The following is an 11,700-nucleotide window of genomic DNA, read 5'->3' as shown; positions in this document are numbered from 1 at the left end:
TGTCGCCAATAGCCATGGAGCAAAAAGCGGCATAAACACCGTAACCGGTGTCCGGGATTACTTGACCAGTTCAAGCCCGCTCCCACAGGGATGGTGGCCAACCGCAGGATTAGCATTCACTGAAGATCAAAACTGCGGAAGCGAGCTTGCTCGCGATAGCGGTGGGTCAGCCAATATCTTTGTTGGATGTGCCGGCCTCTTCGCGGGCAAGCCCGCTCCCACAGGGATGGTGGCCGGTCGTTGGATTAGCGTTCACTGAAGTTCAAAACTGTGGGAGCGAGCTTGCTCGCGATAGCGGTGGGTCAGCCAATATCTTTGTTGGATGTGCTGGCCTCTTCGCGGGCAAGCCCGCGCCCACAGAGATTGTGAGCAACCGCAGTATTGGCATTCACTGAAGATCAAAACTGTGGGAGCGAGCTTGCTCGCGATAGCGGTGGGTCAGCCAATATCGCTGTTGAATGTGCCGGCCTCTTCGCGGGCAAGCCCGCTCCCACAGGGATTGTGACCAGCCGCTGGATTGGCGTTCACCGAAAGTCAAAACTGTGGGAGCGGGCTTGCTCGCGATAGCGGTGGGTCAGCCAGTATCTCTGTTGGATGTGCCGGCCTCTTCGCGAGCAAGCTCGCTCCCACAGTGTCCCGGGATTGACTGACTGGCATTAGCCTCTGGAGAGCCGCTTTTTTTTCAGGACTGTCCCGTCCTAAAAACCTTTATCAAAGCGGAATGAGGCGCCGTAAGCAGAGTCCGGTAAATGGCTGGCGCCATCGTCCCGTAACCGCGAACGGAAAGTACCGCTCTGTGGCTGGGTACGATACAAGCCGCGTTTTTGCAGTTCAGGAATGATCAGTTCAACGAAGTCCTCAAGGCTGCCCGGGCTGATCAGCGGGTTGAGCATGTAGCCGCTGGTGCCGGAAATACGGGCGTGCTCTTCGATTCGATCGGCCACTTGTTGCGGTGTTCCCACCAGAATCAGATCACTGCCCCGGGTGACATTGGCAAAGCGCTGTTTGACATCGCCGGCGGTCAAGGGCTTGCCACTGCCATCAGGACGCATCACATAGGAAGTCATGCCTTCGGTGTGAGTGGACAACGCGTCGCTGTCCGCGTAGCGGCTGATGTCGATACCGGTATCACCGGCATAGCTCACCAGTTGCGCCTGCAAGTGATAGTTGCTTTGCAGTTCGTCATATTTGCGTTGGGCTTCGATCTCGGTCCTGGCCGTGACGATGCGAAGTACCGTCAGTGATTTGACATCCCCGGCGTGACGCCCCCATGCCCTGGCCTGCGTCCATATATCTTCCAATCCCTGGCGAATCTCCAGCGGGTTGGACTTGGCGATGAAAATCAGTTCGGCGTGCTTGGCTGCAAACTCGCGGCCGCGGCCTGACCAACCGGCCTGGATCAGCAAGGGTGTGCGTTGCGGTGACGGGGATGTCAAATGCGGCCCGGCCACCCGGTAATGCTCGCCAACATGATTGATCGGTCGCACGCGATCGCCCTTGGCATAGACCTGGCGAGACTTGTCGGCAACCACGGCATCGTTTGCCCAGCTGCCTTCCCAGAGTTTGTAGACCACATCGAGAAATTCATCTGCGCGTTCATAGCGATCATCGTGCTTGATCATCTGCTCCAGGCCGAAGTTGCGAGCGGCGCTGGTCAGGTAGGAGGTGACGATGTTCCAGCCGACCCGGCCATTGGTCAGGTGGTCCAGCGTGCTGAAGCGCCGGGCGTGGGTGAAAGGATGTTCGTAACTGGTGGTGACAGTGACGCCGAAGGCGAGGTTCTCCGTCACGGCGGCCAATGCCGGGATGATCATCAACGGGTCGTTGGCCGGTGCTTCCACCGCCCACTTCATGGCCGCGTCGGCATTACCGCCAAACACATCGTAGAAACCCAGCACATCACCAAAAAACAGCATGTCGAGATGAGCCTGGTCGGCGATGCGTGCCAGGTTCGACCAGTAGCCCAGCGAGTTGATGGTCAGTCGCTCGTCAGCCGGGTGCGTCCAGAGGCTCGGCGCGCCGCCACAGCCAACGCTGGCTTGCTCGTATAACGCAAACAACAGAGGTTTTGGATCGGACATCGTAGTACCTGTAAAAAGTCATTAAACGGACGGGTCAGCGCTGATGCTTGAAACCTTTGCCGTAGTGGCGTTCAAGACGGTTCTGTATCAACTCCAGTCCAATGGACAGGAGCCAATAGATAACGGCTGCGGTGGTGAGCATTTCGATGTAGCGGTAAGACGAGCGACCGTACGACTGCGCCAGGAACATCACTTCCCAGACCCCCATCACCGATATCAACGATGAGTCCTTGAGCATTGAAATGAACTGACTGGTTGTCGGGGGAATGATCGTGCGCATGGCTTGCGGCAGGACGATGTGCAGGAACGTTGCCGCCGGCCCCAGTCCCAGAGCCATCGCCGCTTCGCGCTGTCCGGGTGCTACAGCCATGATGCCGGCACGAAAAATCTCGCTGAGGTAGGCACCGTAATTGAGCGACAGCGCAATGATTCCCGCGCTGATGGCGCCCGGCACGACACCCAACTGCGGCAGCCCCAGGTAGATCAGCAGGATCTGGATCAACAGTGGAGTACCGCGAAAAAAAGACGCATAGAAACTGGCAACGCCGAAGGCCACTGCACTGCGAGACAGGCGCGCCAGTGCCGTCACGAAGCCAAGGAGCAACGAAAGCCAGATCGAACACAAGCACAGGAACAGTGTCAGCGCGGCGCCTTGCAAGAAACCGTCAGGCCCCAAATGCAGGCCGACCAGATTGGGCAGCTTCTGCACAATGATCGAGAACTTCAGATCGAAGCTCATGAAAAACATGACGCACAGGCCAAACAGCACTGCCCAGGTCAAATACAGGCGAGTGCGAAAACCAGGTAGCGGGCTGAAACGATGCGTCTCGGTTTCGGGGGCGACAGCCGTCTTGGCCGGGTGTGGATTGAGGGCTGTCATTGGCTGATATCGGCACCGATCCACTTCTGTGAAATCTTGCTTAATGTGCCGTCGGCCTTGAGCTGGGTCACGACCTCAGTGACTTTGGCATTCCATTGCGGATCACCCTTTTCGATCGCTACCACGTTGGGCTCTGCATACAGCGTGTCGCCGGCAATTTTAAAGCGAGGATCCTGGGCGATGCGTTCGCGAGCAGTGATGAGGTTGGTGACCATGGCATCCAGGCGCACGCCCGTACCCAAGGCCAGGTCCTGGAAAGCTACCGTTTCGTTGTCGTATGGCGCGATCTGGACGCTTTCGAATGGATAGCTCAACGGCTTGTCCTCGGCGCCCTCAATCACCAGATCCTTGTTCAAATAGGCTTCATAGGTCGACGCACTGATCACGCCGACTTTTTTACCTGACAGATCCTTTCCCGTGACAATGTCCTTGTCCTTGTCTTTGGCATTGACCACGATCACGGCCGGTGACTGGTAATACTCCACCGGAAAGTCGAACACTTCGGCCCGTGCCTTGCTCGGGGTCATCGAGCAGACGCAGATGTCATATCGTCCGTTCCAGCGGCCGGCAGCGATGACATCCCAAGACGGTGTCTGCAGCTTCAGCTTCACCCCTAGCCGTTGCGCAACGGCCTTGGCGACATCGACGTCAAACCCGTCCAGTTGGTTCTGTTCATTGAGAAAGGAGAATGGCGGATAGCTTTCCATCAGAACGCCGGTCAGCTCCCCGCTCCTGGTTACGCGATCCAGAGTTGCGCCCGCCAAAGCCGTCGAGCAGGTAGCCAGTAATGCCAAGCCAAACGGTAAAAGCGCCTTAGTTTTCACAGACAAGTGCTCCAATCGATTCAAAATACTGAATAGATTAAAACGCACTATAAAAATAGTTTGTACTAGCTTTATGGAATATAAGACTGCGTTCAAGCTATATTGGATCAAGCGGTTCAGGTGCTTGAACCGCTGACTCTTGGTGGCAAGCAACACCCCGACAGATCCGGTCCGGGCGTTGCCCTTTGCTCAGCGATAGCAATCGAGCAGGCGTGCGGCGACTTCCTTCAATTGCGCTTCGGCCAGATGGTTGATCCCGGCAGCACGCTTGCGCCCGCCCCCCGTTGGAAACTGCCGGCAGAAGGCATCCGCCGCCAGCCCGGCCTCTTCCGGTACCCGCAGGCTGAACGCCCAGTCGCCATCCGCCCTGGCGCTGAGCAAGCCGATCGCCTTGCGTGGCGCACCGGCCGCCAGCTGGTTGGCCAGCACACCACTGACCCGCCGCGCCCAGGGTTGCGCGGGCAGGCGGTACAGCTGCGCGCCACGGCCCTCGTGCCAGGGTTCAAGGCCTGCGGCTGCAGCCATGTCGGCGGCGTGGCCGGTGCGCAGGGTGGTGAAGCTTGTGCTGTGGCGGATGAAGTCCAGCGGGTCGTGGTAAGGCAGCAGCTCGGCGGCCAACGCCAGCGGCTCGAAGTGCAGGTCCGACAGGCTGTCGCCATAGGCGTTGTAGTTGAGCAGCAGGCCCAGTTCCTCCAGGGCCTGCACCTCGTTGCTGGCCAGGCCATGCTGCGTCGCCAGCACCCGGGCCGGGCCGGCCAGGCCGTCACCAAAGGCGGCGGCCACCGCCCAGCGGTGATGACGCCCGTCCAGGTAGGTGTTGACCAGCAGGCTGGTACACACCTGGGCGGCCGTGTCGATGAAGGACTCGAATGCCGGATGCCGCGGCAGTTCGCCGGCAAAGTGGTGGTCGAAGTAACGTACCCGGGCGCCGGCGTCGAGCAGGCGCCGGGTGGCCTCGCGGTTCTGCTCGTGGGCCACGTCCAGCACGGTGACCCGCTCGCCGGGCCCGGCCTGGACCCGGCGCAACAACTCGATGTCGCGCTTGACCCCGCTGACCAGGCGCACCTGCGGATCCAGTTCGCCAGCCAGGCGCAACTGCTGCAGGGCGCACAGACCGTCGGCATCGCCGTTGAAAGCGCAGTGATCGATTGTGTTCATCTGCCCTGCTCCTCAGTACATGACTTCGCCGCCGTTGGCATCGAGTTGCGCACCATTGATCGCACTCGCGTAGTCCGATGCCAGAAACAACGCAGCGCGGGCGCACTCCTCGTCGCTGCGCATGCGCCCGCCAGGGATGCCGGCACTGAACTCGGCGCGCACCTGCTCTTCGCTGACACCCCGGGCGGCAGCGCTCTGGCGTACCAGTGCCTGCACCGGCTCGCCCCACATCCAGCCACAGGCCAGAGCGTTGACCCGCAAACCGTGGGCCGCCTGCTCGCTGGCCAGGTAGCGCACGCTGGCTGTCAGGGCGCTTTTCGACGCGGCATAGGCCGCCCCACCCTGATACGGTTTGCGCACACCCAGGGTGTTGATCATGACGATCGCCCCCGCGCCCTGCGCGTGCATTGGCGCCAGCACCGCGCGGCTCATGTTCAGCGAGCCCAGCAGGTTGACCTCCAGGGCCTCGCGCAGCGGGTCGTTGTCCGCCTCGTCCACCGCCTGGAAACCACCATGGGAAAAGGCGCTGTTGATCAGCGCATCGATACGGCCGAATTGCTCGAGGGTGGCTTCGGCGAAACGATTGCAGGCCTGCACATCGGTGATATCGGTGGCCACGCACAGCACTTCGCAATGCCCGGCGACCGCCTTGATGCGCTGTTGCGCCTCAAGCAGTCGGCCCTTGTCGCGGGCGCCGATGGCCACGGCCCGCGCCCCTTCGCGCGCGGCCTCCAGGGCCAGTTTGATACCCAGCCCGGGGCCGACGCCCGAGACCATCACGACTTTGTCTTTAAGCAGCATGGGATGAATCCTCTTATTGTTATGGGGCAGGCTCAGGCGCTCAGATGCCGGGCGCGGTACTCGGCGTAGTCACGCTGCAGCAGCGCATCGCTGAGGCCGTACTGGTCAGGGCTGTAGTGATGGGCAGCGCGTTTTTCCCGGCCATTGACGGACAACCATTGGCCCATCTCTGCCTGAACCTTTGCCGTGCATTCAAGGCCGGCGAAGCGATAGATGCGCTCGACCACGGTCTGAGGCGCGGCCAGGGTGTCTTCGAACTGCACATCGAGAAAGCGCCCGGCCGGCATGCCCTCGCGCACCGCCATGGCATGGCGCAAGGCCCGCGCCATGCGCCGGTTCCACTGTTCGCCGACGGCTTGGGCATCGGCCTGGTCGCTGTACAACTGCCACAGGGTATGGATGAAGCTGGCCAGCGAGGGAATGGTCCTGGCCGGTTCGCGATGGGTGAGCACCACCTGCGCACCGGGGAACACTTCGAACAACAGCTCCAGGGTATGCAGGTGCTGCGGGCTCTTGAGCAACCAGCGCCGGCCGGGGGCGATGCCACGGCGCGCCTGCTGCCATTGCAGGAACTGCAGGGAGCGCTTGAGGTAACGGTAGACCTGGGTCTGGTCCTGACGGTCGAGCCAGGCGGTGTAGCTGGGGACGTTGACGTAGGAGTCCATGGCGCAGAGGAACGAGTGCTCCATCAGCATGAACTCTTCGTCGGGCTGCTCGGCGTCCAGTGGGTGAATGGCCAGCAGTTGCGGAAGGAACTCGACCATCGCCGCGACTTCGGCGCGCGCCCGGCCGAGGCGCTGCAACGGCTGCTCCACGGTCTCCCCGTCGAGAGGCGCCGGGTAGCGGGTTTCCCACCACTGCGCCTTGCTGAACTGCGGGTCCACCGCCAGGGTGCGTTGCAGCAGCGTGGTGCCGGTGCGTGGCAGGCCGACGATCACCAGTGGGTCGTTGATTTCCAGCTCGAGGATTTGTGGGTAACGCCGACAGTGATCCTCGATGATCAGACGGTTGACCAGTTGCGCCAACAGTTTCTCACGCAACAGTCCGCGCCCCGACACGGATAGCCGCGCTTCTTTTTCCAGGGCGTCAGCCAGCACCACCAGGCCCTGGCGAAAATCGCCGGGGCCGAAATCGTCGAGGCCGCCCGCACGTGCGCAAGCTTCAGCCAGCAAGCTATCCAGGGCGAAGTCATTGGCACTCATCGCACAAGCTCCTTCAGATCATTGAGTTTGACCACGCGAGTCGTTGGCTGCACCGGCTGCTTTGCTCCCACCCATCGCAGGCAGAGGGTGCCATGGGGATGGCCGGCAGTTTCCAGCCAGTTCGCCAGACCGGGGTCAACACCGCAGAGGATCATGCGCAAGCGGCCATCCGCCTCCAGTCGCGCCGACTGTTTGTTCAGACAGATGCGGTGATAGCGGTAGTCGAGCGACTCCATCCAGTAGTTGTTGATCTGCACATTCCAGAAATCGCAGTCGGGCACCTGATCGACCTCGATCAGCAATGCCTCGTCATCAGCCAGAGCCCAGTAGGAGTGGTAATAGAAAATGTTCGGGTCGCCCCCCACCGACTGGCACAGTGCCTGGTCGGCGGCGGGCAGTTGATTGGTGTGCTTCTGATACCCCTGAGCCCAGTCGGCGAATAACCGCGCGGTGTTCTCGACGAAACTTCCCACCCGCTGCAGGCTTTGTTGCAAGCGCGGCGCATTCAGCGGTTCGGGTGTCTGGCGGGCATTGAGGCGTTCAATGCGCAGTTGCGCCGGCTGCTCGCTGCTACGGTCCAGAAAGGTTTGGCGGACAATCAAGGCATTGCTCTGCGGTTCGAGCCGCAGCCAGTTACCGATGCCGGGTGGATGCTGGCTGAGGATGATTTCGAAGTTGCCTTCGGCATCCGACTGCAACATGCCTGCATCGAGAAAACCGGTCTGGATCATCTTGCCATCCGTCTCGTAGCCCCCCTTCTGGGAACCGAAACTGAGGTAGGCAACACTGCCGCGCTGGCCGCTGACCCGATACTCGTGCGCGCCGTTGAGACGCGCATAGCTATACAGATTATCGGGGTTGTCGGCGCCAATTTTCGCGGTTTCATGGGAGGGAGTGATGAAGCCCGGGAAGTCCGGATCGGCAAATTCCAGGTGCATTTCCAGTGCAATGCGCAGCAAGCGCGTGAGATAGCGAAATCCTTCGGCGCGGGTCTGCACATCGGCCGGAGCCTCGGCGCGCAATATTTGCTCGCCGCTGCGCCGCAGTTGCTCGCAGAAGAGGTTCCAGCTTTCGCCGCTGAGCACCTCCTGATCGATCCTGTCTGTAACCATGTCGGTCTCCTCTGTTGGCGGAAAGTCCGCCGCTGCCAGTGACCTTAGGGAGCACCCCCTTGCCGATTCTTCGTCCAAGCGGACTAAATCGCCTGTTAGTCCGCACGGACGAGGAGCCGTGCGCCGTGAGCGGCGAGGATCGCGCCTGAGCCCATGGCTTACTTCCCGCCGCAGTTCGTGGCGCGCAGTCATCCTCAGAGGAGTTACCCATGACCGCAGAGAAAAATCTGGTCCGTTCAGTGACCGTGGACATCGCCGCACCGGCCGAATTTGTCTGGTCGGTACTGATCGACCTGGTGCGTTATCCGCAGTGGAACCCCTACACCGTCAAGGTCGAGTCCAGCTTGCGACTGGGCGAACCGGTCAATCTGTTTCTGCCCGATCCGGGACGACCTGGTGAACTGCTGCACGTGATCGAGTACCTGGCTGACTTCGAACCCCACCGGTTACTCGCCTGGGAGATGTATGCCAACGCCGACAATCCCGACGCTGCCCGTCGCGAGCAGCACATCGAGCCCACCGGCGCGGCCAGTTGCCGCTACCACACCACCGACCAGTTCCTCGGCGCCACCGCCGACCAGGTCATGACCGATCATGGCGCTTGGGTCAAACAAGGGTTCGATGCCGTTGCCCACGCCCTCAAGATCCGTGTCGAGACGCTGTACGCGTCCGTCGCGTGACCTGCAGCTGCCGGCGCCTCTTCGTCCAAGCAGACGAAGAAGTGCCGGCGGTGCTTTACCTACCGTGGTGTTCAGCCGGCGCCAATCCCGGCAGAACTCGAGGAGGTATTCGATGTTGACTCATCTGCAATGGCTGGAAGCGGAAAGCATCCAGATCATCCGTGAAGTGGTGGCCGAGTGTGAAAACCCGGTGATGCTCTACTCCATCGGCAAGGACAGCGCGGTCATGCTGCACCTGGCGATGAAAGCCTTCGCCCCGGGCAAGCCGCCCTTCCCCCTGCTGCACGTGGACACCACCTGGAAGTTTCGCGAAATGATCGCCTTTCGCGACCAGACCGCCGAACGCCTGGGCCTGGAACTGCTGGTGCACATCAACCCCGAAGGCGTGGAAAAGGCCATCGACCCTTTCATCCACGGCTCGGCCTTGCACACCGATGTGTGGAAGACCCAGGGCCTGAAGCAGGCCCTGGACCACTACGGTTTCGATGCCGCGTTCGGCGGCGCCCGGCGCGACGAGGAAAAGTCGCGGGCCAAGGAGCGGGTGTTTTCGCTGCGCTCCGAGCAGCACCGCTGGGACCCCAAGCAGCAGCGCCCGGAGCTCTGGCACCTGTACAACACACGCAAGCGCAAGGGTGAAAGCCTGCGGGTGTTCCCGCTGTCGAACTGGACCGAGCTGGATATCTGGCAATACATCTACCTGGAACAGATCCCCATCGTGCCCTTGTACTTCGCCAAGGAGCGCCCGGTGGTACGCCGTGACGACACGCTGATCATGGTCGACGACGATCGCCTGCCGCTGCTGCCGGGAGAAACCCCGGAACTGCGCAAGGTGCGCTTCCGCACCCTGGGCTGCTACCCGTTGACCGGCGCCATCGACAGTGACGCCGACAACCTGCCGGCGATCATCGGCGAAATGCTGGTCAGCCGCACCTCGGAACGCCAGGGCCGCCTGATCGACAGCGACTCGGCGGGCTCCATGGAGAAGAAAAAACAAGAGGGGTATTTCTGATGAACGCAATCACCGACGCACGCAATGGCGACCTGACGCCCTACCTGCAACAACAGCAGAACAAGCAACTGCTGCGCTTCATCACCTGTGGCAGTGTCGACGACGGCAAGAGCACCCTGATCGGCCGACTGCTGTATGAATCCAAGGTGTTGTTCGAGGACCAGCTTGGCCAGCTCGAAGCCGACTCGAAAAAGCTCGGCACCCAGGGTGACGAACTGGATTTCGCCCTGCTGGTCGACGGCCTGAGCGCCGAGCGCGAGCAAGGCATCACCATCGATGTGGCTTATCGCTTCTTTGCCACCGACAAGCGCAAGTTCATCGTCGCCGACACCCCCGGCCACGAACAGTACACCCGCAACATGGTCACCGGCGCGTCCACCGCCGACCTGGCGGTGATCCTCATCGACGCCCGCCAGGGCTTGTTGACCCAGACCCGCCGGCACAGTTACCTGGTGTCGCTGCTGGGCATCCGCAAGGTGGTGGTGGCGATCAACAAGCTCGACCTGGTGGACTACTCCCAGGCGCTGTTCGAGCGTATCGAAGCCGAGTATCGCGCCTTCGCCGCGCAGATCGGCCTGCAGGATATCCAGTGCATCCCGCTGTCGGCGCTGCGCGGCGACAACATGCTCCAGGCCAGCCCCAACACGCCCTGGTACCAGGGCCCGAGCCTGCTTGCCTACCTTGAAGACGTACCGCTGGAGCAGGACCGGCAGAGCCAGGCGGCGTTCCGTCTGCCGGTGCAGTGGGTGAACCGGCCGAACCTGGATTTTCGTGGCTATTGCGGCAACGTCGTGGCCGGCAGCGTGCGCGTCGGCGAGCGCATCCGCGTGCTGCCCTCGGGCCAGCAGAGCGAGATCAGCGGCATCCTTGGCAGCGCCGGGGAGCAGCAGCAAGCCCTGTGCGGCCAGGCCGTGACCCTGACCCTCAAGGACGAGATCGATATCAGCCGCGGCGACCTGATCGCCCTGGCCGACACCCCGCCGGCGGTGGCCGACCAGTTCGAAGCGACCCTGGTATGGATGGACGAACAGCCCCTGCTGCCGGGGCGCCCGTACCTGATGAAGATCGGTTGCCGCACCGTCGGCATGAGCTGCGCCAACCTCAAGCACCGGGTCGATGTGAATAGCCTCGAGCACCTGGCGGCCAAGACCCTGGAGCTGAACGGCATTGGCGTATGCAACCTGCACCTGGACCGGCCGATCGCCTTCGATGCTTATGCCGACAACCGCGATACCGGGGGCTTTATCGTTATCGACCGCCTGAGCAATCGCACGGTCGGTGCCGGTATGCTGCACTTCGCCTTGCGTCGTGCGCAGAACGTGCACTGGCAGGCCATCGACGTCAACCGCGAGGCCCACGCCGCGCTCAAGGGCCAGTCGCCACGGGTGCTGTGGTTTACCGGTTTGTCCGGCGCGGGTAAATCGACCATCGCCAACCTGGTCGAGCGCAAGCTGCATGCCCTGGGCCGGCACACCTATCTGCTCGACGGCGACAACGTGCGCCACGGCCTGAACCGCGACCTGGGCTTTACCGAAGCCGACCGGGTGGAAAACATCCGCCGGGTCGCGGAGGTGGCCAGGCTGATGCTTGATGCCGGACTGATCACCCTGGTCTCGTTCATCTCGCCGTTCCGGGCCGAGCGTGACATGGCCCGCAGCCTGGCCGGTGACGGCAACTTCCTCGAGATCTTCATCGATGCGCCGCTGGCCCTGGCCGAGCAGCGCGACCCCAAGGGCCTGTACCTCAAAGCCCGGCGCGGTGAGCTGAAGAACTTCACCGGCATCGACTCGCCCTACCAGCCGCCAGTGGCGCCGGATATCCATATCGACACCCGGCACGAGTCTGCCGAGGCCGCCGCCGAACGCATAGTCGAAGCCCTGCTGGCGCTGTAAGAGCTACCGGGCGCAGCCTGCCCCTTGGGCATGCGCTGCGCCCGTCAGTGCCTAGGCCAAA

10 protein-coding genes are annotated in these 11,700 nt (G+C 61.9%); 3 read left to right on the top strand and 7 right to left on the bottom strand.

The window, feature by feature from the left end; all coding sequences use genetic code 11:
- Positions 1 to 698: 698 nt before the first annotated feature.
- From AC1Q6Y_RS23600 to AC1Q6Y_RS23570, 7 genes are all read right to left on the bottom strand, one after another.
- The gene (locus AC1Q6Y_RS23600) at positions 699 to 2,081 is read right to left on the bottom strand and encodes an LLM class flavin-dependent oxidoreductase (RefSeq protein WP_492588158.1); all 1,383 of its coding nucleotides are present in this window, start codon (positions 2,079 to 2,081) and stop codon (positions 699 to 701) included.
- 34 nt (positions 2,082 to 2,115) lie between these two features.
- Positions 2,116 to 2,961: an amino acid ABC transporter permease gene (locus AC1Q6Y_RS23595; protein ID WP_492625262.1), complete on the bottom strand. Its 846-nt coding sequence runs from the start codon at positions 2,959 to 2,961 to the stop codon at positions 2,116 to 2,118.
- The gene (locus AC1Q6Y_RS23590) at positions 2,958 to 3,785 is read right to left on the bottom strand and encodes an ABC transporter substrate-binding protein (RefSeq protein WP_492625264.1); all 828 of its coding nucleotides are present in this window, start codon (positions 3,783 to 3,785) and stop codon (positions 2,958 to 2,960) included. Before AC1Q6Y_RS23590 ends, AC1Q6Y_RS23595 begins: the two co-directional genes overlap by 4 nt.
- A gap of 189 nt (positions 3,786 to 3,974) precedes the next feature.
- A complete protein-coding gene (locus AC1Q6Y_RS23585; protein ID WP_492625261.1) occupies positions 3,975 to 4,943 on the bottom strand; it encodes a DHH family phosphoesterase in 969 nt (322 codons plus the stop codon).
- Positions 4,944 to 4,955: 12 nt separating this feature from the next.
- Positions 4,956 to 5,744: an SDR family oxidoreductase gene (locus AC1Q6Y_RS23580; protein WP_492625260.1), complete on the bottom strand. Its 789-nt coding sequence runs from the start codon at positions 5,742 to 5,744 to the stop codon at positions 4,956 to 4,958.
- Positions 5,745 to 5,776: 32 nt separating this feature from the next.
- Positions 5,777 to 6,946, bottom strand: coding sequence for a sulfotransferase family protein (locus AC1Q6Y_RS23575; RefSeq protein ID WP_492625259.1), 1,170 nt, complete (start codon positions 6,944 to 6,946; stop codon positions 5,777 to 5,779).
- Complete coding sequence (locus AC1Q6Y_RS23570; RefSeq protein WP_057715273.1) at positions 6,943 to 8,058, bottom strand: DUF1214 domain-containing protein; 1,116 nt, start codon at positions 8,056 to 8,058, stop codon at positions 6,943 to 6,945. Before AC1Q6Y_RS23570 ends, AC1Q6Y_RS23575 begins: the two co-directional genes overlap by 4 nt.
- 209 nt (positions 8,059 to 8,267) lie before the next feature.
- Between AC1Q6Y_RS23570 and AC1Q6Y_RS23565 the strand changes: the two genes are divergently transcribed.
- The 3 genes from AC1Q6Y_RS23565 to cysN are packed head-to-tail and all read left to right on the top strand — an operon-like array spanning position 8,268 to position 11,639.
- On the top strand, positions 8,268 to 8,738 hold the full coding sequence (locus AC1Q6Y_RS23565; protein ID WP_057715274.1) for an SRPBCC domain-containing protein: 471 nt from the start codon (positions 8,268 to 8,270) through the stop codon (positions 8,736 to 8,738).
- On the top strand, positions 8,653 to 9,747 hold the full coding sequence (gene cysD, locus AC1Q6Y_RS23560) for a sulfate adenylyltransferase subunit CysD (RefSeq protein WP_492625258.1): 1,095 nt from the start codon (positions 8,653 to 8,655) through the stop codon (positions 9,745 to 9,747). Before AC1Q6Y_RS23565 ends, cysD begins: the two co-directional genes overlap by 86 nt.
- A complete protein-coding gene (gene cysN, locus AC1Q6Y_RS23555) occupies positions 9,747 to 11,639 on the top strand; it encodes a sulfate adenylyltransferase subunit CysN (protein WP_492625257.1) in 1,893 nt (630 codons plus the stop codon). Before cysD ends, cysN begins: the two co-directional genes overlap by 1 nt.
- Positions 11,640 to 11,700 lie beyond the last annotated feature (61 nt).

The organism is Pseudomonas sp. GW823-FHT06E10 (assembly GCF_058794995.1).
The sequence above is the reverse complement of the archived record's forward strand: the minus strand, read 5'-3'. Positions and strand labels throughout refer to the sequence as shown.

Excerpts from the sequence above, each read along its gene's own strand:
- AC1Q6Y_RS23595 (WP_492625262.1), bottom strand. The coding sequence starts at position 2,961 with ATGACAGCCCTCAATCCACACCCGGCCAAGACGGCTGTCGCCCCCGAA.
- AC1Q6Y_RS23575 (WP_492625259.1), bottom strand. The coding sequence starts at position 6,946 with ATGAGTGCCAATGACTTCGCCCTGGATAGCTTGCTGGCTGAAGCTTGC.
- AC1Q6Y_RS23600 (WP_492588158.1), bottom strand. The coding sequence starts at position 2,081 with ATGTCCGATCCAAAACCTCTGTTGTTTGCGTTATACGAGCAAGCCAGC.
- AC1Q6Y_RS23565 (WP_057715274.1), top strand. The coding sequence starts at position 8,268 with ATGACCGCAGAGAAAAATCTGGTCCGTTCAGTGACCGTGGACATCGCC.
- cysN (WP_492625257.1), top strand. The coding sequence starts at position 9,747 with ATGAACGCAATCACCGACGCACGCAATGGCGACCTGACGCCCTACCTG.
- AC1Q6Y_RS23585 (WP_492625261.1), bottom strand. The coding sequence starts at position 4,943 with ATGAACACAATCGATCACTGCGCTTTCAACGGCGATGCCGACGGTCTG.
- AC1Q6Y_RS23570 (WP_057715273.1), bottom strand. The coding sequence starts at position 8,058 with ATGGTTACAGACAGGATCGATCAGGAGGTGCTCAGCGGCGAAAGCTGG.
- cysD (WP_492625258.1), top strand. The coding sequence starts at position 8,653 with ATGGCGCTTGGGTCAAACAAGGGTTCGATGCCGTTGCCCACGCCCTCA.
- AC1Q6Y_RS23580 (WP_492625260.1), bottom strand. The coding sequence starts at position 5,744 with ATGCTGCTTAAAGACAAAGTCGTGATGGTCTCGGGCGTCGGCCCCGGG.